This window comes from uncultured Sphingomonas sp., from assembly GCF_937859915.1.
In the GTDB taxonomy this organism is placed as follows: domain Bacteria; phylum Pseudomonadota; class Alphaproteobacteria; order Sphingomonadales; family Sphingomonadaceae; genus Solisphingomonas.
This window is the reverse complement of the sequence record NZ_CALMAW010000100.1, coordinates 1-20,936: the sequence shown is the minus strand read 5'-3', so window position 1 is coordinate 20,936 and position 20,936 is coordinate 1. Positions and strand designations below refer to the sequence as shown.

The 20,936-nt window shown below is 68.1% G+C and carries 22 protein-coding genes and 1 pseudogene; 9 read left to right on the top strand and 14 right to left on the bottom strand.

Annotation, left to right across the window (positions count from 1 at the left end):
• Together Q0326_RS13405 and Q0326_RS13400 are read right to left on the bottom strand one after the other, a co-directional pair.
• A pseudogene (locus Q0326_RS13405) lies at positions 1 to 612 on the bottom strand (hypothetical protein); the annotation flags it as partial.
• A gap of 57 nt (positions 613 to 669) precedes the next feature.
• The gene (locus tag Q0326_RS13400; RefSeq protein ID WP_298691302.1) at positions 670 to 933 is read right to left on the bottom strand and encodes a hypothetical protein; all 264 of its coding nucleotides are present in this window, start codon (positions 931 to 933) and stop codon (positions 670 to 672) included.
• A gap of 156 nt (positions 934 to 1,089) precedes the next feature.
• Here Q0326_RS13400 and Q0326_RS13395 point away from each other — a divergent pair, with 156 nt between their 5' ends.
• Together Q0326_RS13395 and Q0326_RS13390 are read left to right on the top strand one after the other, a co-directional pair.
• Complete coding sequence (locus tag Q0326_RS13395; RefSeq protein WP_298691300.1) at positions 1,090 to 1,860, top strand: response regulator; 771 nt, start codon at positions 1,090 to 1,092, stop codon at positions 1,858 to 1,860.
• 90 nt (positions 1,861 to 1,950) lie between these two features.
• On the top strand, positions 1,951 to 2,271 hold the full coding sequence (locus Q0326_RS13390; RefSeq protein WP_298691298.1) for a hypothetical protein: 321 nt from the start codon (positions 1,951 to 1,953) through the stop codon (positions 2,269 to 2,271).
• A gap of 167 nt (positions 2,272 to 2,438) precedes the next feature.
• On the opposite strand, the gene Q0326_RS13385 is transcribed toward Q0326_RS13390, so the two are convergent.
• From Q0326_RS13385 to Q0326_RS13360, 6 genes are all read right to left on the bottom strand, one after another.
• Positions 2,439 to 3,173: a TonB family protein gene (locus Q0326_RS13385; RefSeq protein WP_298691296.1), complete on the bottom strand. Its 735-nt coding sequence runs from the start codon at positions 3,171 to 3,173 to the stop codon at positions 2,439 to 2,441.
• Between the two features lie 79 nt (positions 3,174 to 3,252).
• On the bottom strand, positions 3,253 to 5,496 hold the full coding sequence (locus Q0326_RS13380; RefSeq protein ID WP_298691294.1) for an acyl-CoA dehydrogenase: 2,244 nt from the start codon (positions 5,494 to 5,496) through the stop codon (positions 3,253 to 3,255).
• Between the two features lie 288 nt (positions 5,497 to 5,784).
• Positions 5,785 to 6,102, bottom strand: coding sequence for a MarR family transcriptional regulator (locus Q0326_RS13375; protein WP_298691292.1), 318 nt, complete (start codon positions 6,100 to 6,102; stop codon positions 5,785 to 5,787).
• 20 nt (positions 6,103 to 6,122) lie between these two features.
• Positions 6,123 to 6,530, bottom strand: coding sequence for a hypothetical protein (locus tag Q0326_RS13370; RefSeq protein ID WP_298691290.1), 408 nt, complete (start codon positions 6,528 to 6,530; stop codon positions 6,123 to 6,125).
• Positions 6,531 to 6,602: 72 nt separating this feature from the next.
• A complete protein-coding gene (locus tag Q0326_RS13365; protein ID WP_298691288.1) occupies positions 6,603 to 6,947 on the bottom strand; it encodes a hypothetical protein in 345 nt (114 codons plus the stop codon).
• Between the two features lie 54 nt (positions 6,948 to 7,001).
• Positions 7,002 to 7,454 (bottom strand): helix-turn-helix transcriptional regulator, encoded by a 453-nt coding sequence (locus Q0326_RS13360; protein WP_298691286.1) that lies wholly within the window; start codon positions 7,452 to 7,454, stop codon positions 7,002 to 7,004.
• A gap of 421 nt (positions 7,455 to 7,875) precedes the next feature.
• Here Q0326_RS13360 and Q0326_RS13355 point away from each other — a divergent pair, with 421 nt between their 5' ends.
• Together Q0326_RS13355 and Q0326_RS13350 are read left to right on the top strand one after the other, a co-directional pair.
• On the top strand, positions 7,876 to 9,402 hold the full coding sequence (locus tag Q0326_RS13355; RefSeq protein WP_298691284.1) for a peptidase S10: 1,527 nt from the start codon (positions 7,876 to 7,878) through the stop codon (positions 9,400 to 9,402).
• A complete protein-coding gene (locus Q0326_RS13350; protein WP_298691282.1) occupies positions 9,399 to 11,063 on the top strand; it encodes a M28 family peptidase in 1,665 nt (554 codons plus the stop codon). The genes Q0326_RS13355 and Q0326_RS13350 overlap by 4 nt, the downstream gene beginning before the upstream one ends.
• A 120-nt stretch (positions 11,064 to 11,183) precedes the next feature.
• Here Q0326_RS13350 and pdeM read toward each other — a convergent pair whose 3' ends face one another.
• Positions 11,184 to 11,858: a ligase-associated DNA damage response endonuclease PdeM gene (gene pdeM / locus Q0326_RS13345; RefSeq protein WP_298691280.1), complete on the bottom strand. Its 675-nt coding sequence runs from the start codon at positions 11,856 to 11,858 to the stop codon at positions 11,184 to 11,186.
• Between the two features lie 93 nt (positions 11,859 to 11,951).
• On the opposite strand from pdeM, the gene Q0326_RS13340 reads away from it, so the two are divergent.
• Positions 11,952 to 12,479 (top strand): CcdC protein domain-containing protein, encoded by a 528-nt coding sequence (locus Q0326_RS13340; protein ID WP_298691277.1) that lies wholly within the window; start codon positions 11,952 to 11,954, stop codon positions 12,477 to 12,479.
• 14 nt (positions 12,480 to 12,493) lie between these two features.
• On the opposite strand, the gene Q0326_RS13335 is transcribed toward Q0326_RS13340, so the two are convergent.
• Complete coding sequence (locus tag Q0326_RS13335) at positions 12,494 to 13,063, bottom strand: CHAP domain-containing protein (protein WP_298691276.1); 570 nt, start codon at positions 13,061 to 13,063, stop codon at positions 12,494 to 12,496.
• Between the two features lie 82 nt (positions 13,064 to 13,145).
• The gene (locus Q0326_RS13330) at positions 13,146 to 15,575 is read right to left on the bottom strand and encodes a ligase-associated DNA damage response DEXH box helicase (protein ID WP_298691274.1); all 2,430 of its coding nucleotides are present in this window, start codon (positions 15,573 to 15,575) and stop codon (positions 13,146 to 13,148) included.
• A gap of 211 nt (positions 15,576 to 15,786) precedes the next feature.
• On the opposite strand from Q0326_RS13330, the gene Q0326_RS13325 reads away from it, so the two are divergent.
• The 3 genes from Q0326_RS13325 (at position 15,787) to Q0326_RS13315 (ending at position 17,566) form a co-directional block, all read left to right on the top strand.
• Positions 15,787 to 15,966, top strand: coding sequence for a hypothetical protein (locus tag Q0326_RS13325; protein WP_298691272.1), 180 nt, complete (start codon positions 15,787 to 15,789; stop codon positions 15,964 to 15,966).
• A gap of 195 nt (positions 15,967 to 16,161) precedes the next feature.
• Entirely contained in the window at positions 16,162 to 17,160 is a 999-nt protein-coding gene (locus Q0326_RS13320; RefSeq protein WP_298691270.1) for a ligase-associated DNA damage response exonuclease, read from the top strand.
• Positions 17,161 to 17,191: 31 nt separating this feature from the next.
• Positions 17,192 to 17,566, top strand: a complete 375-nt coding sequence (locus Q0326_RS13315; RefSeq protein WP_298691268.1) for a DUF983 domain-containing protein — start codon at positions 17,192 to 17,194, stop codon at positions 17,564 to 17,566.
• Between the two features lie 107 nt (positions 17,567 to 17,673).
• Here the strand turns inward: Q0326_RS13315 and pgmG are convergent, their stop codons facing one another.
• Genes pgmG through Q0326_RS13300 form a run of 3 tightly spaced genes read right to left on the bottom strand, consistent with a single transcriptional unit; the run spans position 17,674 to position 20,206 of the window.
• A complete protein-coding gene (pgmG, locus tag Q0326_RS13310) occupies positions 17,674 to 19,056 on the bottom strand; it encodes a phosphoglucomutase/phosphomannomutase PgmG (RefSeq protein ID WP_298691266.1) in 1,383 nt (460 codons plus the stop codon).
• A gap of 57 nt (positions 19,057 to 19,113) precedes the next feature.
• Positions 19,114 to 19,380 carry a J domain-containing protein gene (locus Q0326_RS13305; protein WP_298691264.1) on the bottom strand — a complete coding sequence of 89 codons (267 nt, stop codon included), beginning with the start codon at positions 19,378 to 19,380 and terminating at the stop codon, positions 19,114 to 19,116.
• Between the two features lie 19 nt (positions 19,381 to 19,399).
• Positions 19,400 to 20,206 carry a division plane positioning ATPase MipZ gene (locus Q0326_RS13300; protein ID WP_298691262.1) on the bottom strand — a complete coding sequence of 269 codons (807 nt, stop codon included), beginning with the start codon at positions 20,204 to 20,206 and terminating at the stop codon, positions 19,400 to 19,402.
• Between the two features lie 108 nt (positions 20,207 to 20,314).
• Between Q0326_RS13300 and panC the strand changes: the two genes are divergently transcribed.
• The coding region (gene panC, locus Q0326_RS13295; protein ID WP_298691260.1) for a pantoate--beta-alanine ligase at positions 20,315 to 20,936 on the top strand (622 nt) is incomplete at its 3' end.

Sequence of the window (20,936 nt, the reverse complement as noted above, 5' to 3'; positions counted from 1 at the left end):
ACCACCCCCCACGCCGCCGCGCGGGCCGCGATCGTGGCCGAAACCGCCCGCGCCGCCCCCGATGCCGCGGCCGCCACTCCCGCCGCCCATGACGCCGCCCGGAAAGCCGCCCCCTGCGGGGCCCGGGCCTTCCATGACCAGGCTGGCCGGGATCAGCCGCGCCTGTGTCGCGATCGGCGCGAGCGGAACGCCGCGCAGCGGTTGGGGCCAGGTCTGCCAGGCCACCGGTTCGATCGGCAGCGGCATCGTCGGCGGTGCGGTGATCCCGGCAAAGGGCAGTGGCGCGTAGAAGGCGAGGCGGACGTCATCGTCGCGCGCACCGAGCATCTCTGCGAGCTGGTGCTGCGACTGCGCCGAGGTGAACCACCCCGGTCGCCTAAAATCGGGGGGGCCGGACTGTTCGCGGCGCAACAGGCGGCCGCCATTATGCTCCCCCTTCAGCGCGGCGACGACATCGCCGAAGCTGTGCTGCGCGGGGGGCGCGGGGGGCAGCACCAGCGTGAGCAGCAGCGTGACCAACTGGGCTACGACGAGCCCCGCAAGCAGCAGCACGAGGATCTGGAAGACGAGCGGCGGTTCGCGCCAGGGCAGCGGGCGGCGGAACGGGTTCATGCGCATCGATATGCCACGTCGGAGGTCCCTGCGTCTCGTGTCATGGCAGGCGCGGCCTCACAGGCTGACGGCGACCGCGGTCTGCGCGCCGTCGAGCAACGCGTCGCCGCCGATCAGTGCACCGCCGGCGACGACCGCGATCGCGGCGAATCGCCAGCCTATGCGGCCCGTCGCCAGCAGCCCTGCCACCGCCAGCAGCGCGAGCGCCGCGATCAGGATCGCCAGCGGGCCCGCCGATGCCGGACCGACCGGCGACAAGGCCTGCGCCCCGGCGGCGGACGGGATCAGAAGCAGCGGCAAGATCAGGCGGCGTCCGGACATCGTCATCACCCTCCCATAGCCAGGGCGTCGCGATACGCGCCGAGCCTTGCCGGCGGATGTCGCGCCGCCCCCGGGTGTTGCACTTTGTGTCATTGCGTGGCGTTGCTGCGGCGTGACTGCGATCTTGGTGCAAAGTGGGGCTGGCAAAGCCCCCCGATGAACGCCATTCTCCTCCGCATGGATCTCGCGACGCACATTCTGATCGTCGACGACGATGCGGGCATCCGCAGCCTGATTTCGTCCTTCCTCGACAAGCATGGCTACCGCACCGATACCGCCGCCGATCCGATCGAGATGCGCGAGAAGCTGCAGAGCCGCCGCTACGACCTGATCGTACTCGACGTGATGATGCCGCGTGAGGACGGGCTGTCGGCGCTGCGCCAGCTCCAGCGCGACGACGCGCCGCCGGTGATCATGCTGTCGGCGGTGGGCAGCGACATCGACCGCATCGTCGGGCTCGAAATGGGCGCCGAGGATTATCTCGCCAAGCCATGCAACCCGCGCGAACTGCTCGCCCGCATCCGCACCGTGCTGCGCCGACGCGAGGGGCAGGCCGCGGCGAACGACGTCGCCCCCGCCAACGGGTTGCGCGTCGTCGATGCGCAGGACGGGATGACGCATTTCGCGGGCTGGGCGATCGATCTGATCGGGCGCACGCTGATCGATCCGGCGAAGGCGATGGTGGCGCTGTCGGACAGCGAGTTCCGCCTGATGCGCGCCTTCGTCGAACATCCCCGCCGCGTGCTCAGCCGCGACCAGCTGCTCGATTATGCGACCGGGTCGGAGAGCGACCATTATGACCGCGCGATCGACGTCCAGGTCAGCCGGCTGCGGCGCAAGCTCGCCGGGCATGAGGGCGGCGGCGAACTGATCCGCACCGTGCGCAACGAAGGCTATATGTTCGTGCCTATCGTCGACAAGGCCTGACGGCGCGGCCGTGCCCGCTAAGGTTGGGCCAGCATGGCGCAACCACCCGCATCCTGTTTCGTTGGCGGCTCGTCATGAAGGAGGATCCCGATGCGTAGAATTTTGACGATGGCGGCGCTGGCGACGATGGCGTCGGCACCCGCGATGATGCCCTCGGCGGCACTCGCGCAGAACGGCAATTACGACCACGACCATGCCTATCAGGGCCGCGGCGGTCGGTATGACGAGAATTGCAAGCGCAGCAGCGGCACCACGGGTCTGATCGCCGGCGGCGTCGGCGGCGCCCTGGTCGGTCATGCCGTCGGCGGCGGTACGCTCGGAACGCTTGCGGGGGCTGGCGGCGGCGCGCTGCTCGGCCGGCATCTCGACAAGAAGCACGACGCGGCGCAGAATCGCAAGAATGGCTGCTGAGTGAGATAGGTGCGTGACGGCGGGGCGCTGAGCATGCACCCGCCGTCGCCGCTCGGTCGTCCCCTTCGCCGTGGTCGTAGACCGCGTCGGCAAGGTTTCATGCGTCGGACGGTGGACGGCGGCCCTAACAGGCTTGGTGCGATCGAAAGGGTTGCCAGTTTTGGCGCCTAGCCGCCCGTCTGCTGCGGTTCGCGCTCGATCGTCCAGCTGTGGTTTTCGACCACCGTCGACAGGATCGGGTGACCTTGGGGATCGCGGCAGGGATCGAAGCGATAGCGTTGTTCGATCAGCCGGCAAGTGACCCCGTCGAGCTCGGCGTTGCCGCTCGAGCCGGTGACTGTGCAGTGCGTGACATGACCATCGGTCTCGACGGTGAAGCGCACCGCGACTGTGCCGCCGGTAAAGCCCACCGGCAGGTCGCCGGGCATGTCCGAGATTTTGAGGCGGCCCCTGATCTGGCGGGGCGGGGTGTCGCCACCACCGTCGCCACTGCCGTCGCCGCCGTCGCCCGTACCGTCGCCGCGACCGCCCGCGCCCTGACCCGGACCGGGGCGATCGGACGCGCCCGCCGACGCGGCCGCCCCGACGCCGGGTCTCGGCGCAACGATCAGAGTCGGCGGTGCGGGCAGCACAATGAGCGGCGGCGGCACCACGATTGGTGTCGCTTTGGCCTTGAGCGCGCGCGGCGATGCGGCGGCGGGCGTTCCCGCTGTCTTGCGCTCGACCGGGTGACGGAGGGGCGGTTTTGGTGGCAGCGCACGCAGGTCGAGCAGCGCGAGCGGCTGTTCGATGACGCGCCGCAGGTCGACGCTGAGCCCGAGAAACAGGACATAGCCCAGCAGCGCGAGGATGATCACCGTCCCCAGCCCCGCCGTCAGCCTGTCCCGTAGTGCGGTCTGCACCGCTGCCTCCTCATCCGTTCCCCGATAGAACGCGACCGCACCGATCTCGCTCCACGGCGCGCGCGTCACCCCGGGGCGGTCAGGCGTAGACCCGCTGGGTGTCCGGATCGGGTTCGGTCACCGGCGCGGACAGCGCGTCGGCGGCAAAATCGTCGACCGCGATCACGGCGGCGGTTGCCGCGTCGGCGGCCTCGAGCTGCGCGCGTTCGCCGGCGTCGAGCCGATCACCGGCGGCGTGCCAATCCTTGATCCCCGTCTTGCGCAGCCGATCGAGGATCGGTTGTGCGGCGATTGCCTGCTTGAACGCGGAGTCGAGCCGCGACACCGCGTCGTCGCCGTTGCCGCGATAGATTTCGGCGGTGAGCCGGTCGCGCGCCGCCGACGGCTCGGTCAGGATCGCGGCGCATTGGCGCACCAGCCGGTCCGACGGACCGCGGCGGCGACGGCCGAACGGCATCACGAACAGCCGCAGCATCCAGCGGACCGCGCGGCCGGGCATGTTGGCGAAGATCTCGTCGAAGCGGCTCTCGATCGTCGCGAAGCCCGCGTCCATACAGTAGCGCAGCAGCACGAAATCGGCGTCCTGCCGGCCCTCATCCTCCCAACGCTTGAGGGCACCGGCGAGCAGATAGAGTTCGGACAGCACGTCGCCGAGCCGTGCCGACAGCAGTTCACGGCGTTTGAGCTCGCCGCCCAGCGTGAGGAAGGCGACGTCCGACGTGAAGGCGAAGGCGGCGGCGTAGCGCGACATCTGGCGGTAGAAGCGCGTCGCCTTGCCGGCGCGCGGGGCGGGCGCGAAGGCGCCGGCGGTCCAGGTCCGTGCGAAGCTGCGGATCGCCGTCTTGAGCGCGTGGCCGACATGCTTCCACAGCACCGCATCGAAGTCGCGCAATGCCAGCGCGCGGTCGGGCTCGCCGATCGCACGGACCTCGTCGAGCAGATAGGGATGCGAGCGGATCGCGCCCTGGCCGAACACCATCAGGCTGCGGGTCAGGATGTTGGCGCCCTCGACGGTGATCGCGACCGGCACCGAACGATAGGCGTTGCCGAGATAATTGTTCGGCCCGTCGATGATCGCCTTGCCGCCGTGCACGTCCATCGCATCGTCGACCACGATCCGCATCCGCTCGGTGGCGTGGAGCTTCATGATCGAGGAGATCACCGCGGGATGGTGGCCCTGGTCGAGCCCGGCACAGGTCAGCCGTCGCGCGCCGTCGAGCAGATAGGCATTGGCGGCGATCCGCGCTAGCCGCTCCTGGATGCCCTCGAACGCCGCGATCGGCAGATGGAATTGGGTGCGGACCCGCGCATAGGCGCCGGTTGCGTGGGCCGCGAAGGCGGCGGCGGCTGCCGACTGCGAGGGCAGGGAGATCCCGCGCCCGGCGGCAAGCGCGCTCATCAGCATCTTCCAGCCTTGCCCGACGCGCTCGCGGCCGCCAATGACATGGTCGAGCGGGATGAACACGTCGTGCCCGGCATTGGGGCCGTTCATGAACGCCTGCATCGCGGGCAGATGGCGGCGGCCGATCTCGACGCCGGGCAGGTCAGTGGGGACCAGCCCGACGGTGATGCCGATCTCCGCGTCGCCGCCGAGCAGCCGTTCGGGGTCGCGAAGCTTGAAGGCGAGGCCGAGGAGCGTGGCGACCGGGCCGAGCGTGATGTAGCGCTTGCGCCAGTTGAGCCGGATGCCGAGCACCGTCTCGCCCCGCCAATCGCCATGGGTGACGATGCCCTCGTCGATCATCGAAGCGGCGTCCGATCCCGCTTCGGGCGAAGTCAGCCCGAATGCCGGTATCTCGCGGCCATCGGCGAGCCGCGGCAGCCAATAGCTTTGTTGCGCGGCGGTGCCGAAGCGCAGGATGAGCTCGCCCGGCCCAAGCGAATTGGGCACCATCGCGGTCACCGCCAGCGCCGACGAGCGGGTCGACAATTTGCGCACCACCTCCGAATGACCGAAGGCCGAGAAGCCGAGCCCGCCATGCGCCTTGGGAATGATCATCCCGAAGAATTTGTCGTGCTTTAGCCGATCCCAGGCTTCGGGCGGCAGATCATGCGCCTGCGTCACCTGCCAGTCGTCGACCAGCGCGCACAGCGTCTCGACCGGGCCGTCGAGAAAGGCCCGCTCTTCGGCGGAGAGACGCGCCGGCGGTATCGCAAGCAGCGCCGCCCAATCGGGATTGCCGGTGAACAGGTCGGCGTCGAGCCATGTGTCGCCGGCGTCAATCGCTTCGGCTTCGGTCGCAGACAGAGCGGGCATCACACCCGCAACGGCGCCCAATATCGGGCGGGTGAGATAGTCGCGGCGCAGCGTGGTGGCAGTCATAGGGCGTCCTCTCGGTCTCGACTGCAACGCAAGGCGAGACGGAGGGGTCCATCGGGTAAGCCGAGCTACCGGCGACCGGGGGCGGTCGATACCTGGGGGCGCCGGGAGGGGCAGTCGCAGCGCGCCATGTCGCCGCCGAGGACCAATGCGGGGGGCCGTCATCGGGCGGTCCTCGGCGGCGACTGACGTCTAATATCGAGAATCTGTTCGTCGTAGGCAAGGTCGACCTTAGTCTATGTTAAGTCGCGATAGGTTCATGCTGGACCCAACAAAGCCAGAATCGGCCTGTCACAGCTCGATGCCGTGGATCTTCGCGATCTCGAGCAGACAGGCTTCGACCTTGGCGATCGCCTGTGGCGGCAGCGAGACGAACACGCGGCGACGATCCATGACGTCCGGTTCGCGCTCGATCAGCCCCGCCGCATGGAGCCGCTGCAGCTTCCTGAGCGCGGTGGCGGCGGGGATCGGCGCGGTACGGCATAGGCTCGAAACATCGATCCGCCGGCATTCGGTGTGCGACGCGTACAGTTCGAGCAGGAATATCCAGACGGCATTGCCCCCGATTCCTTGCGCCAGCCCCTGATACACGCGGCGCTCGGCGCTCAAGATGCGTCGGGCGAACGCCCCTAGAGCCTTAAATCCGACATTCGCGACCGGCGCCGTCTCAGGTGACTTCGCAGCGCTGCGATCAGCAGGGTCGAGAGAATGCCATAGGCCATGATCGCGAGCGTCATGGCGTAAGCGTGCCGTGTGGCCCTGGACAGGACCGCCGTGTTTCCCAACAGGCTGACGACCTGAATTCCTGTGGTCCATAAAGGCCAATACCTTCGTGATCGGACGACGAAGACAAGGAAGACGAGAAGCATCAGGACGTCGACGCCGAGCAGCGGCCATTCGACCGTCCGCAGCCGCGTCGCCATCGGCGAGACCGCCCGCGCGCTCAAGATCGACGCAATTGCGTAGGCGGCGATGCAGACCTTCTCGTCCCGCTCGCCGACCCAGGCCACGATCGCGCAGCACAGGATCAGCGTCATCCAGTAGATGATGACGAGCGTCATGGTCGGCTCCGACCCGACGCGCATCGGCGGTTCACCATATCGATCCGGTCAGGCCGCGGCGCTGGTCGGGACGATCTCGAGCTGCGCGGCCGGCGGCTTCTCATAGCCCGCCCCTGCGCCCACGACGGGCATCCGGAACTGACCGCGCGTCTGCTCGAGATGGCCGTGGGCATCGACCATATGCCCGCGCACCCGGACGATGCCGGCAAGCGCTGCCGCCATGCTGTCGAACGCGGCCTGTCCGGCGACCGGCGAGATATTTGCCTTGGCCCGCGCGATTGGCAGCGCGGTGACGAGCTGCCCGATCGCGACCAGGGCGCTCTCGACCGCCAGTTCCGTCTCCTGCAATTGATCCCGCAGCCCCTCGACGATTTCCCGACGTTCCTTGAGCATGATGCCATCTCCCGCCGACGCCACAGCGTCGGCCCCTATTGGATCGACCCCACGCTAGACACGCAGCGTGTCCAGCGCACCGATGCCCGACAGGAAGATGCCCCACGCCAACATCACGATCACCGGAATGCCGATCAGCGCCCAGAACAGGCGGGTGGGCACGTCGAGTCCATCGCTTCGGTCGGTGGTGGCGAACGGCCAGGGAAATCCGGGCCGCCCGTTCCCGGCGGACGCCCCGGCATCGGGAGATTCGCCGGGATGCGCGAGGGGGATCGGCTCCCATGCGATCCGCTCGCACATTGCACCCTCATGCTGGGCGAGCGCGCGCGCCGCCTCCTTGCGGTTGCGCAGCTGGAGGATCTCGATCGCACGCTCGATCCGCCGGTTCACGGCGAAGTGGGTAACGCCGAGCTGACGCGCGATGTCTTTTGATTCAAAGCCTTGCCAGACCAGCCGCAGGACAATGCGCTGCGCCTCGGTCAGCGTGCTTATCCGATCGTCGACCACCCTTTCCACCCCCTGCGCAACTGCCCTCGACTCGTACCCCATCACCCGGCTCCCACCGTTCGACTAAAGTCTTCTTAATAGGGAATTGATCGCGCGGCGACCGGGGGCAAGGCATGATCGACAAATAGCCACGCAATCTCTTGGCAGCATGGGCGCGCCATCACTGTCTTCGCCTTTGACATCGCTGATAATCGATCGCGACCGTACGGCCGTTACTTGCGCGCAATCGCTAGGGGCGGTGTATTGCGGCACCTCGTACCGCGAAGGCGTCGCCCGCCGGGTCGATATCAACCTGCGCCAAACTCGACCAAGTTGCGACCCAAACGGATCGATCTCGCCGGCTTGCCCGGCCGCGCCGCGCGTGATCTAAGACGACGCGTCCAGGCACCGCAGAGTGCCCGCCATCCCAAGGGGTTACCTCATGCGCTCTGTTGCTCTCGCTGCCTGCCTTCCGTTTCTCGTCGCGCTCGCAAGCCCGCTCCACGCGGCCGACAAGCCCGACAAGCCCGACAAGGGCGAGATCAAGGACCAGGCCAAGGATGCCGCCAAGGCGGACACCGACTTTGATCCCTTTCCCGCGGCCAAGTCGGTCAAGCAAAGCGCGATGATCGGCGGCAAGCGGCTTGACTATGTCGCGACCGTCGGCTCGATCCCGGTCAAGGACGACAAGGGCAAGACGATCGGCGAGGTCGTCTACACCGCCTACACGGTGCCTGGCCGCAGCGCCGCGCGCCCGGTCACCTTCGCGTTCAACGGCGGGCCGGGCGCAGCCTCCGTCTATCTCAACCTCGGCGCGATCGGGCCCAAGAAGGTGCCGTTCGGCGAGGCGGGCGACGCGCCGTCGGATCTTGCGGTGCTCCACGACAATGCCAACAGCTGGCTCGACTTCACCGACCTCGTCTTCATCGATCCGATTGGCACCGGTTTTTCCCGCACGCGCGTCGACGAGGCTGCGACCAAGAAGGCGTTCTACAGTGCCGAGGCGGACATCCATTACCTCAGCCGCGTCGTCTACGACTGGCTGCTCAAGAACGACCGGATGACGAGCCGGAAATATCTCGTCGGCGAGAGCTATGGCGGCTACCGCGTGCCGCGGCTGGCCTATTATCTGCAGACTCAGATGGGGGTCGGCATTTCGGGGATGACGATGGTCTCGCCCTATCTCGACCCGCCCGCGATCGGGCAGGACGACGCGCTGTCGCCGCTGCCTTGGATGATCAATCTGACGGCGATGACCGCGGGCAATTTCGAGCGCAAGGGCACGCCGCTCACCGAGACCACGATGGCGCCGGTCGAACAATATGACCGCACGCAGTTCGTCACCGATTTCCTGGCCGGCCCCGCTGACAAGGTCGCGACCGATCGGCTGTCCGCCAAGGTCGCCGATCTCACCGGGCTCGACCCCGTGCTGGTGCGGCGGATGGACGGCCGCGTCGACATCCGCACCTATCTGCGCGAGGTCCACCGGTCGGAGGGCAAGGTCGGCTCGATCTACGATTCGAACGTGACCAGCTACGATCCCTTCCCGGCCAGTCCCGAGGTCCGCTACGGCGACCCGCTGCTCGAAACGCTGATCGCGCCGACCACCTCGGCGATGGTCGATTTCGTCACCAATCAGGTCGGCTGGAAGGTCGACGGCCGCTACAACGCGCTGTCGTTCGACGTGAACCGCCTGTGGGAGCGCGACAATAGCGATAATCCCGTCACCGACCTGCGCAAGGCGATCGCCAACGATCCCAAGATGGCGGTGACGATCGTCCATGGCTGGAACGATCTGTCCTGCCCCTATTTCGGCTCGCGGCTGCTGATCGCGCAGATGCCGGGCTACGGCGTCACCGACCGCATCAAGCTGCACATGTATCCGGGGGGCCACATGTTCTATGCGCGACCGGACAGCGGCTCCGCGCTGCGCCGCGACGTCATGGCGAGCTATGGAGCGCAAGGGTGAGCGCGATCACCAAGTCCGCCGCCCTTGCCCTCGCGCCGCTGCTGCTTGCTGCCGCGCCTGCGCCCGCGCCGGTGACACCCGCCGAGCTTTCGGCGACCGTGAAGGAGATCGCCTCCGATCCCTATCAGGGTCGCGCGCCGGGCACGCCGGGCGAGTCCAGGACGATCGCGTATCTGGTCGCACGGCTGAAGGCGCTGGGGCTGCAGCCGGCCGCGCCAGGCGGCGGCTGGACGCAGACCGTGCCGATGATCCACGATGTGTCGGGCGCACCGACCAAGCTGGCGATCACCGTTCGCGGCAAGGCATTGTCACCCATCCCGGGCACAGACATCGCGCCGGGCACGACGCGTGCGACCCGTCATGTCGCGATTGCGGACGCGCAGATGGTGTTCGTCGGCTATGGGGTTTCCGCGCCGGAACGCGGCTGGGACGACTTTAAGGGGGTCGACCTGCACGGCAAGATCGCGATCTTCCTGGTCAACGATCCCGATTATGCCGCAAAGCCCGGCGACGACGCGTTCGGAAAGTTCGGCGGCGCGGCAATGACCTATTATGGCCGCTGGACCTACAAATATGAGGAGGCGGCGCGACGCGGCGCGATCGGTGCGCTGATCGTCCACGAGACCGGGGCGGCGGGCTATGGCTGGAACGTCGCGGGCAACACCGTCGGCGGCACCTATGCGCTGCCGGTAGAGCCAGGCGCGCCGCAGCCGGTCGCGGTCCAGTCGTGGATCGCGATGCCGTTCGCGAAAGCCTTGTTCGCCGCCGCCGGGCTCGATCTTGACGCACTGTCTGCCACGGCGCGCTCGGCGAGCTTCCATCCGGTGACGCTCGACGGCGCGCGCTTCGCGATCGACATGCCGGTCGCGAGCAGTGCGATCGAGAGCCACAATGTCCTCGCCAAGATTCCCGGCACGACGCATGCGGACGAGACGGTGCTGTTCGGCGCGCATTGGGACGCTTATGGTGTCGGCGCACCCGACGCGCAGGGCCGCACCATCCGGCCGGGCGCCAACGACGATGGGCTCGGCGTCGCCAGCCTGCTCGCGCTCGCGCGCGCCTACAAGGCCGGGCCGGCGCCGCAGCGGACGATCGGCTTTGGCTTCTGGACCGCCGAGGAGCGCGGGCTGCTCGGTTCCGAATATTATGCGCAGCACCCCGCCTTCGCGCTGCCGACGACGGTCGCGAACCTCACCATCGACATCCTCCAGACCGCGGGCCCGTCGCGTGACGTGGTGCTGATCGGCGCCGGGCAGGACAGTCTCGACGGCGATCTTGCAACCGCGGCGGCGGCGCAGGGCCGGGTCGTCACCCCCGATGCCAAGCCCGAGCGCGGCCTCGTCTACCGCGCCGACCATTTCTCGCTCGCCAAGCGCGGCGTGCCGACGCTGTTGCTGATGGGGGCCGGCGGCGGCGTCGATCTGGTCGCGGGTGGGCGCACCGCGGGCGACGCCTGGGTCAGCGACTATACCGCCCATTGCTATCACCAGACGTGCGACACCTGGTCTGCCGGCTGGGATCTGCGCGGGGCGACGGCGGATGTGAACCTGTTCTACGCGATCGGCGCCAAGCTCGCCGGGTCGCGCGCATGGCCGACCTGGAACGCGACGTCGGAGTTCAAGCCGGTGCGCGACGAGACCGCGGCGGCGCGCAAGCAATAGGGAAGGGCAGACGCACCTCGACCGTCATCCCGGGCTTGATCTGGGATCCAGGGCTTCACGCGCTCCCGTTCGCGGCTCTGGATGCCGGATCACGTCCGGCGTGACGATGACGGGAAGGTCCTACGCTGCGATCGGAAAGCGGAGCAGCCGGTCGGCGAGTGGAATCAGCGCCTCGGCGGGGCGGCCTGCAATCGCGGCGCGGATTACCGGATGGCCGGCGTCGAGACCGCCAGTGAGCGCACCGAAGGCGGGCAGAATCAGCTTGGTTGCAGTCGCGACGAAGCAGCGCCGCGCGACGTTGCGCCCGCGCAGCGACAGCCGCAGCTTGGGATGGAAATGGCCCGACAATTCGGGCCGCGTCTCACAGGGGTCCGCCTCGTGGCGGAGCAGCAACCCGTCGACCTCGGCCTCATCGACGACATGCCCGCCGCAATGGTCCGCCAGTCGCACCGCGGCGACGTCGTGATTTCCGGAAATCCAGGTCCACTGGGTGCGCGCGGTCAGCCCACGCAGCAGCGCACGGGCGTCGTCGGCGAGCCGCTCGCAGCCCTTGGCGTCATGAAAACTGTCGCCGAGACACCAGACTTCGCGCGCGTCTGTCGACTCGATCAGCGCGGCGAGGTCACGCAGCGTCGCCGCGGTGTCGTAGGGCGGCAGCATCTGTCCGCCCGCGGCGTAGAAGCTCGCCTTTTCGAGATGGAGATCGGCGACTAGCAGCGCGCGCCGCGCCGGCCAACCAAGCGCCCCCGGCACCAGCGCGGCGAGTTCGACGCCAGCGAACGAAAAGCGAACCATGCGGCTCCTTAGCAGCCGGATCGGTCCGTGCAAGCCGCTTGCGAATCGGTGCTCTATAGAGATAATACAGCGGCAGGATTTGGGGGAAGCGTCATGCATCCGCACATCATCGCCGCACCGTGGATGCAATATGTCGTCCCGGCCGTCGGCCTCGCGCTTGTCTTCGCGATCCGGATCCGGCGGATGCGCGCGGCCCGGCGATTGCGACTCGAGACGCTATGGATCCTTCCTGCCGTCTATGTCGCGATTGTGGCCGCGCTTTTCTATGCCTATCCGCCGACGCCGACCGGCTGGCTATGGTGCGCGCTCGCCGTCGTGGTAGGGGCGGCGATCGGCTGGTATCGCGGGACGATGATGACGATCAGCGTCGACCCGGCCACCCACCAACTCAACCAGCGTAGCTCCCCCGCGGCCGTGATCCTGCTGGTCGGACTGGTCGTGGCGCGGCGTGTGGTCGGCTATGAATTTTCGAGCGCCGGCCGCGTCGCGCTGCTGGCGACGGGGATCGGACTGAGCCTCGGTATCGGCCTGTTGGTCGCGACGCGCCTGGAGATGACCCTGCGCGGCAAACGCCTGCTGCGCGCGGCGCGCGCGGCGCGGCCGCTCCCGACGCTCGGCTGACGGCGTTTCGCTGCTTATCCCAGCGAGTCGATTACCGCACCGACGATGTCCGGCGACGGGCCGCTCAAATCCTTGCTCGGTCGCGCGATCTGGACGCCCGATCCGGCGGCGCGGCCGTAGATGAAGCCGTAGACCGGATAGGCGGTCGTCCCGAGCCCCTGGCTGTCGCGCCACCAGACGCGGACCTGGCTCCAGTCGTTGCCGGGGGAGACATCGACCAGCGTCACGTCGCGTTCGATCTGACCGCGCACGCCGCCGATCCGCGACCAATTGGCATGGGTGATCATCAGGATGCGGTCGGAGACGATGCGGCTGACCACCGCGACATGCCCGAGCTTCATCACGCCGGTCGCGCGGAATACCAGCACCGCGCCGACCCGCGGGGCCGCGCCCTCGGCATAGCGCCCCGCCGCCTGGTTCCACCAGGTCGCAGCATTGCCGAAGATCTGGATGCCCGAGACCTGACGCGCGAACGGGACGCATTCGAGGCCCGTGCCGATCCGGCCGTCGCCGCCCGTCTGCGCCGACGCCGGGGCAACCAGCGCGATCGCTGCCATGCAGGCGGAAAGCCAGAGTCGTTTCATGCGGACAGCCTTCGATCCGGACGCTCCCCCGAGCGAGGTCCGGCCTAGGCTGGCGAAATGAGTCGGGCGTTAAATCAGATGGTTAATTTGGCGATGCGGGTGCCGCCGCCCCGCCCATCGCCTCGGCGACGAGCGCCTCCGCCTCGATCAGCAAGGCGTCGTCGGCGGTACCGGCCGCGACCTTCTCGCGCCCGATCAGCACCAGCACGGGCACCGCCAGCGGCGAGACGCGCTCGAGATCGACATGTTCGATGCGGTCGGCGGCGGTGTCGAGCAACCGCCCGAGCCGGCCGACATCGGTCATCCGCGCCTTGGCATCCTCCCAGGCGGCTTCCAGCAGCAGATGCTCGGGCTCGTAGCGGCGCAGTACGTCGTAGATCAGATCGGTCGAGAAGCTGACCTGGCGCCCGGTCTTGCGCTTGCCGGGATGCTGGCGCTCGACCAGTCCGCCGATTACCGCGACCTCGCGGAACGCCCGCTTGAGCAGCGACGATTCCTGCACCCACTCGACGAACTCATTGTCGAGAATGTCGGGGGAGAACAATGCGGCAGGATCGGTCACGGGCTTGAGCGAATAGGTCGCGATCGCATAGTCCGAGGCGACGAAGCCGATCGGCTGCAGCCCGGCGGTCTCCATCCGCCGCGTGACCAGCATGCCGAGCGACTGGTGTGCGTTCCAGCCCTCGAAACTGTAGACGACCATATAATGCCGGCCCTCGCGCGGAAATGTCTCGACCAACAGCCGGTCGGGCGCAGGCAGGATCGAGCGGTCGCGCTGTGCCTCGAGCCATTCGCGCACGTCGGGCGGGAAACGCGGCCATTGCTCGGGCTCGTGGAGGAAATGGCGGACGCGGTCGGCGAGATTGGTCGAGATCGGCATGCGCGAGCCGCCATAGGTCGGGATCCGCGCCGGGCGGCTGGTCGCGCGGACGAACAGATCCTCGCCCTTGACCCCCTCGACCTCGAGGCTGAGCCCGGAAAAGAAGAAGGTGTCCTTGGGGCTGAGCGAGGCGGCGAACCCCTCCTCGACGCGACCCAGCGAGCGGCCGTTGCGGAAGCGCACGGTGAGCATCGCCGCCTCGACGATGATCCCGGCGTTGAGCCGGTGCTGCGCGATGAAGCGCGGGTGCGCGACGCGCCACAGCCCGTCCGGCCCCTCGACGATCCGCTGATATTTGTCATAGGCGCGCAGCGCATAGCCGCCGGTCGCGACGAAGCCGAGCACGCGGTCGAACGTCTCCTCGGGCAGCGTCGAATAGGGCGCGGCCTCGCGGATTTCCGCCAGCATGGCGTCGCGCGTGAACGGCGCGGCGGCGGCGAGCGCCATGATGTGCTGTGCGAGCACGTCGAGCGCGCCGGGGCGGAATATGTCGGGGTCGCGCTCGCCCGCCTCGACCGCGTCCAAGGCCGCCTGCGCTTCGAGATATTCGAAGCGGTTGCCGGGGACGATCAGGGCCTTCGAGGGCTCGTCGAGCCGATGGTTGGCGCGCCCGATCCGCTGCAGCAGACGCGACGAACCTTTCGGCGCGCCCATCTGCACGACCAGATCGACATTGCCCCAGTCGACGCCGAGATCGAGGCTGGCGGTCGCGACCAGCGCGCGCAGTCTGCCGTCCGCCATCGCGCCTTCGGCGCGTTCGCGCGCCTCGCGGTCGAGCGAGCCATGGTGGATGCCGATCGGCAGATGCTGCTCGTTGACCGCCCACAGATCCTGGAAGATCAGCTCGGCCAGGCTGCGCGTGTTGCAGAAGATGATCGACGTCGTATGCGCCGTGATCTGCTGCATCACCTGCTCGGCGGCGTAGCGGCCCGAATGCCCCGCCCACGGCACGCGGCCGAGCGGCAGCAGGATGGCGATGTCGGGATCGGCGCCGGCATCGCCCTCGACCAGCGCGACCGAATCGAGATCGCCGTCTCCCGACAGCCAGCCGCGATACAGCGTCGGATCGGCGACCGTGGCGGACAGCGCAACGCGGCGCATGTCGGGCGCAAGCCGCTGGAGCCGCGCCATGCACAACGACAGCAGATCGCCGCGCTTCGAGGGGGCGAAGGCATGGACCTCGTCGATCACGATCGTCCTGAGCGATGCGAACATCTCGGCCGAATCGGGATAGGACAGCAGCAGACTGAGCGATTCGGGCGTGGTCAGCAGCATCTGCGGCGGCTTGATCCGCTGCCGCGCCTTCTTGTCCGACGACGTGTCGCCGGTGCGCGTCTCGACCCGGATCGGCAGCCCCATCTCCTCGATCGGGGTCATCAGATTGCGCTGGATGTCGACCGCCAGCGCCTTGAGCGGCGAGACGTAGAGCGTGTGCAGCCCGTCGGTCGGTTGCTCGACCAGCTCGACGAGGCTGGGCAGGAAGCCGGCGAGCGTCTTGCCCGCACCCGTCGGGGCGACCAGCAGCGCGCTCATGCCGGCGCGCGCGGCGTCGAGCATCGCCAGCTGGTGGCGCCGCGGAGTCCAGCCGCGGCCGGCGAACCATTGATCGAGAATCGGGGTAAGGTCTGACATTCGACCGCGAATATCGGGGCTTGGTGCCGCAAGCGCCAGCCCTCGCCATCGCGTTGCAGCCGAGCTAGGATGGCCGCGCAATCAGGAGAGCATGAAATGGCCAAGGGTCAGGCGAAGAGCAACAAGGAAGCCAAGAAGCCCAAGAAGGAGGTCAAGAAGACGATCGCCGCCAACCCGTCCACCAAGGGCAAGGTGATCACGGACTGAGCCGATGGCGGAGGGTTTCGTACGTCATAAGCAGCCCTGGACCTCGGACGAGATCCAGAAGCTGCACCGTCTCGCCGCCAAGGGCATGGCGCTCAAGGCCATGGGCAAGGCGCTGACCCGCTCGGAGGAGTCGATCGCGGCGCGCGCCAAGCTCGACGGACTGAAGATCTCGAAGCTGCGCTAGCTCTGATCCTCCCCGGCGTGCCGGGGAGGGGGACCGCCGCCGCAGGCGGTGGTGGAAGGGTGGCGGCGGCACACCACCGTCTGCGATGGTACCGTCTGCGATGGTGCCCTTCCACCACGCGCTCCGCGAGCGGTCCCCCCTCCCGTCTGCGATGGGAGGAAGGGAACTCCTCGCCGCCTCATCCATCTATCGTCCATGCCCCGCCTTGGCGCCTGGATCGAGCCCCACCCCGAGGGCATCTACATTCCCGCCTGTGATGCGTGGATCGATCCCTCGCAGCCCAAGCCGCGCGCGCTGGTCACCCACGGTCATGCCGATCATGCGCGCGGCGGCCATGGCGCGGTCATGGCGACGCCCGAGACGCTGGCGATCATGGACACGCGCTACGGGCCACAGACCGGCCAGCCGGTTGCCTATGGCGAGACGATTACCCTTGGCGACGTCACCGCGCGCTTCGTGCCCGCAGGCCATGTCCTGGGCTCGGCGCAGATTGTGCTCGAGCATCGCGGCGAGCGAATCGTCGTGTCAGGCGACTATAAGCGCCGATCCGATCGGACCTGCGCGCCGTTCGAGCCGGTACCGTGCGATATCTTCATCACCGAGGCGACCTTCGGCCTGCCAGTATTCCGGCACCCCGATACCGGCGCCGAGATCGACCGCTTGCTGGAGGCGCTGCACGCCAATCCCGAGCGCTGCGTGCTGGTCGGTGCCTATGCGCTGGGCAAGGCGCAGCGGCTGATCACCGAGCTCCGCCTGCGCGGTCATCACGACCCGATCTACATCCATGGTGCGCTCGAGCGGCTGTGCGCATTGTACGAAGAGCTGGGCGTGCCGCTCGGCGAACTCGTTCCTGCCACGGCCGCGTCGAAGGAGCAGTTGCGCGGGAAGATCGTGCTGGCGCCCCCCGGTGCGCTCAACGACCGCTGGTCGCGGCGCCTGCCCGATCCGATCACGGCGATGGCGTCGGGTTGGATGGGGGTGCGCCAGCGCGCACGCCAGCGCAATGTCGAGCTGCCGCTGATCGTCTCCGACCATGCTGATTGGGACGAACTCACCGCCACCGTCAAGGAGCTGGCACCCGCCGAATTGTGGGTGACGCACGGCCGCGAGGAGGCGCTGGTGCATTGGTGCATGACGCGCCAGATCAAGGCGCGCGCGCTGGCGCTGGTCGGCTATGAGGACGAGGATGATTGACGCGGCGTCGGTCGCTGGTTGAGGATATGGGATGGACGGGATCGATCGGCGCGACTGGCGACAGGCGGCGTTCCGCGGCTTCCTTGGGCGCTGCCCGCGCTGCGCGGCGGCCCCCCTGTTCGCCGGCGGGCTGCGCGTCCAGCCACACTGTCCCGCATGCGGCCAGGACTGGAGCCACCAGCGCGCGGACGATTTCCCGTCCTACATCGTGATCCTGGTGCTCGGCCATGTGCTGGTGCCGCTGATGGTCGCGGCCAACATGGCGTGGGATTGGCCGATGGGGCTTCAGATGGTCGCCTGGCCAGTGCTTGCCGCCCTGCTCGCAGTCGCTCTGATCCGGCCGACCAAGGGCGCAGTGATCGGCGCGCAGTGGGCGATGCGGATGGGCGGGTTCGGTACTGCCTAGAGTCTGTGCTCCCGCGCCGGCGGGAGCACAGAGCGGCAAGCACCGCGCCGCAGTCTCGGTGCTCCCCCCTGCGCGGGAGCACCGACTCCCTTAGCTCGTCGGGCGGCTCAATGCCCCGCGGACAGCACCGGCTCGACGCCGCTCTGCGCGAGCTGGTCGTTGATCATGCCCATCAGCCGCTCGAGCCCGGCCTCGTCCTTGGCCTCGGCGCGCGCGACCAGCACGTCCTGCGTGTTCGACGCGCGCAGCAACCACCAGCCGTCGACGGTGTTGACGCGTGCGCCGTCGGTCTTGTCGACGTCGGCACCGCTTGCCGCGAGGCGCTCGAGCACCTCCTCGACGACCTTGAACTTGCGGTCGTCGGACGACTGGAAGCGCATCTCGGGGGTGTTGATCATCACCGGCATCGCCGATTTGATGTCGGTCAGCGAGCCGCCCATCACACGCACCGCGCGGATCAGCCGGATCGCCGCGTAGAGCGCGTCGTCGAAACCGTAATAATCGTGCGCGAAGAAGATGTGGCCGCTCATCTCGCCGGCGAGTGGAGAGTCGGTTTCCTTCATCTTGGTCTTGATCAGGCTGTGCCCGGTCTTCCACATCAGCGGCTTGCCGCCGAGCTCGGCGATCCGGTCGTAGAGCGCCTGGCTCGCCTTGACGTCGGCGATGATCGTCGCGCCCGGCAGTTCGCGCAGAACCGGCTCGGCGAGGATCGCGAGCAGCTGGTCGCCCCACACGACGCGGCCTTCGCCGTCGACCGCGCCGATCCGGTCGCCATCGCCGTCGAAGGCAAGGCCGAAGTCGAGACCCTTATCCTTGACCAGCTTTTTCAAATCCTCGAGATTCTTCTCGTCGGTCGGATCGGGATGGTGGTTGGGAAAATTGCCGTCGACCTCGGTGAAGAGCGTGTGGTGCTCGCCGGGCAGCATCGTGACCAGCTTGTCGACGATCGGGCCGGCGGCGCCGTTGCCGGCATCCCAGCCGATCTTGAACGCGCCACCGGCATAGCCTGCCATGATCCGGTTGGTGTAATCGTCCATGATCTCGTAATTGGAGACGGTGCCTTCGCCCTCGTCCCAATCGCCGGCCTCGGCGAGCGTGCCGAGATCCTGGATGTCGGCGCCGAAAAACGGCTTGTGCTGGAGCACCATCTTGAAGCCGTTATATTCGCCCGGATTGTGGCTGCCGGTGATCTGGACGCCGCCGTCGACCTCGAGCGTCGCCTCGGCATAATAGAGCATCGGCGTCGGCCCAAGCCCGATGCGCACGACGTCGACGCCGCTGGCGGTCAGCCCCTCGACCAGCGCGGCCTCGAGCAGCGGCGAATGGGTGCGGCCGTCGTAACCGACCGCGACGCGCGTACCGCCTGCGCGACGAACCCGCGTGCCGAAGCCACGACCGATCGCCGTGGCGTCATCGGGACCCAACGCCTTCCCGACAATTCCCCGAATGTCATATTCGCGCAACGAGGTCGGGTCGAAACGATGGGCCAATGCGGCTCTCCTTAATGGTCAGGGCCGTGTCTATGGCCGGTCTGGATTGCAGAAATGCTAACCGTCCCGCCGCAATTCTTCAACGAGCAAGTCGCGCGCGGCATTGACGCGGCGGGCGAGGGCGGCCGAGCCGCCCGCATCGGGGTGGACGCGGCCGATCAGCCGGCGGTGCGCGGCGCGGATCTCGGTCTCGCCCGCGCGGCTCGACACACCGAGCAGGTCGCGCGCCTCCGCGGACGACGGGGCGGGCGCGGCGCTCGCCGTACGACGCCGGCCGAGCCACCAGATGCCGGCGATGATGAGGAGCGCGACGATGATCTTCATGGCGGTGTCGGACCCGCGATCAGGCGGTGGCGGCGAGCGCCGGGCGGTTGAACAGGTCGACCGCGGGCGGCAGCTGGAGCCCCGCCACCATCTCGCGCAGCTCCTGGCGCGCGGCGACGTGGCTGAGCCCCGCCTCCTTGATCGCGCCGAGATCGAGCAGGGTCAGCCCCTTGGGGAACAGCTCGCGATAGATGACGCGTTCGCCCAGGCCGGGAATCACGCGGAAGCCGACGCGCTTGGAGAGCTCGTCGACCGCGGCGCCGACGCGGCGCATGTTTCGCGCGTCGAGATGCTGGAGCCGGTTGCGCAGCACCACCCAGTCGACCGTGCCGCCATCGGCCTTGGCGCGCGCCTTGCGGGCGTCCCACACCACCTCCGCATAGAAGCTCGGGCGCTTGATCCGGTAGGTGTCGGGATCGACCTGGCCGATCAGGTCGAGATCGATGAAGCTGTCGTTGATCGGCGTGACCAGCGTGTCGGCTCGGGCGACCGCCTTCATCGCATAAGGGTCGTCGCGGCCGGGGGTGTCGACGATGACGAACTCGACCTCGTCGGCGAGCGCATCGAGCCGGCGATCGATCGCCGGATCCTTGCTCGCGTCGAACACTTCGAAGCGCGGGCAGACAAGCTCGATCTGCTCGCGGCGCGCGGTCGCAACACGATTCTCGAGATAGCGCGCGAAGGTCTTCTGGCGCGTGTCGAGATCGATCGCGGCGACGCTGCGGCCCTGTGCGGCGAGGGCGACCGCAATATGAACAGCCGTCGTCGACTTGCCCGTGCCGCCTTTTTCATTTGCGAATACAATGAGATGCGCGCGCGAAGCCATGATGGTCTTGTTCTTCCCCCGGGATTCCGCCGTCTTGATTTGGCGACCATGTCGCCGCACAGAGCATCCCCCATGCCTGTCGCATGCCATATCGGAGGCCCGCCGCCCGTGCAAATCATCCGTGACCTTCCCGCGCTGCGCGACGCGGTCGCGACGCTGCGTGGCGAGGGCAAACGCGTCGCGCTGGTGCCGACGATGGGCGCACTCCATGCCGGCCATATCGCGCTGGTCGAGGACGGTTTGCGTCGAGCCGACGCGGTGATCGCCTCGATCTTCGTCAATCCGCGGCAGTTTGGCGCGGGCGAGGACCTGACGCGCTATCCGCGCCGCGAGCGCGCCGACGCGCAGATGCTCGAGAAAGCGGGCTGCGCGATCCTGTGGGCACCCGGAGTCGAGACGATCTATCCGGCCGGCTTTTCGACCAATGTCTCGGTCTCGGGCGTGTCCGAACTGCTCGAGGGCGAGTCGCGCCCGGGGCATTTCGACGGGGTCGCAACCGTCGTGCTCAAGCTGCTCAACCAGGTCGCGCCCGATATCGCCCTGTTCGGCGAAAAAGACTGGCAGCAGCTTGCGGTGGTGCGGCGGATGGCGACCGATCTCGATCTGCCCGTCGAGATCGTCGGCGTGCCGATCGTGCGCGACGACCAAGGCCTGGCCCTGTCCTCGCGCAACGCCTATCTCGCCGAGGACGAACTGGCCGCCGCCCGCAGCTTGCCACGCGCGCTGGGCG

Bases quoted from the DNA above. Each gene is read 5' to 3' on its own strand.
- Q0326_RS13370 (WP_298691290.1), bottom strand. From the start codon at position 6,530: ATGACGCTGATCCTGTGCTGCGCGATCGTGGCCTGGGTCGGCGAGCGG.
- Q0326_RS13340 (WP_298691277.1), top strand. From the start codon at position 11,952: ATGCATCCGCACATCATCGCCGCACCGTGGATGCAATATGTCGTCCCG.
- Q0326_RS13390 (WP_298691298.1), top strand. From the start codon at position 1,951: ATGCGTAGAATTTTGACGATGGCGGCGCTGGCGACGATGGCGTCGGCA.
- pdeM (WP_298691280.1), bottom strand. From the start codon at position 11,858: ATGGTTCGCTTTTCGTTCGCTGGCGTCGAACTCGCCGCGCTGGTGCCG.
- Q0326_RS13365 (WP_298691288.1), bottom strand. From the start codon at position 6,947: ATGCTCAAGGAACGTCGGGAAATCGTCGAGGGGCTGCGGGATCAATTG.
- Q0326_RS13325 (WP_298691272.1), top strand. From the start codon at position 15,787: ATGGCGGAGGGTTTCGTACGTCATAAGCAGCCCTGGACCTCGGACGAG.
- Q0326_RS13300 (WP_298691262.1), bottom strand. From the start codon at position 20,206: ATGGCTTCGCGCGCGCATCTCATTGTATTCGCAAATGAAAAAGGCGGC.
- Q0326_RS13400 (WP_298691302.1), bottom strand. From the start codon at position 933: ATGTCCGGACGCCGCCTGATCTTGCCGCTGCTTCTGATCCCGTCCGCC.
- Q0326_RS13305 (WP_298691264.1), bottom strand. From the start codon at position 19,380: ATGAAGATCATCGTCGCGCTCCTCATCATCGCCGGCATCTGGTGGCTC.
- Q0326_RS13395 (WP_298691300.1), top strand. From the start codon at position 1,090: ATGAACGCCATTCTCCTCCGCATGGATCTCGCGACGCACATTCTGATC.
- Q0326_RS13380 (WP_298691294.1), bottom strand. From the start codon at position 5,496: ATGACTGCCACCACGCTGCGCCGCGACTATCTCACCCGCCCGATATTG.
- Q0326_RS13330 (WP_298691274.1), bottom strand. From the start codon at position 15,575: ATGTCAGACCTTACCCCGATTCTCGATCAATGGTTCGCCGGCCGCGGC.
- Q0326_RS13355 (WP_298691284.1), top strand. From the start codon at position 7,876: ATGCGCTCTGTTGCTCTCGCTGCCTGCCTTCCGTTTCTCGTCGCGCTC.
- Q0326_RS13335 (WP_298691276.1), bottom strand. From the start codon at position 13,063: ATGAAACGACTCTGGCTTTCCGCCTGCATGGCAGCGATCGCGCTGGTT.
- Q0326_RS13320 (WP_298691270.1), top strand. From the start codon at position 16,162: ATGCCCCGCCTTGGCGCCTGGATCGAGCCCCACCCCGAGGGCATCTAC.
- Q0326_RS13315 (WP_298691268.1), top strand. From the start codon at position 17,192: ATGGACGGGATCGATCGGCGCGACTGGCGACAGGCGGCGTTCCGCGGC.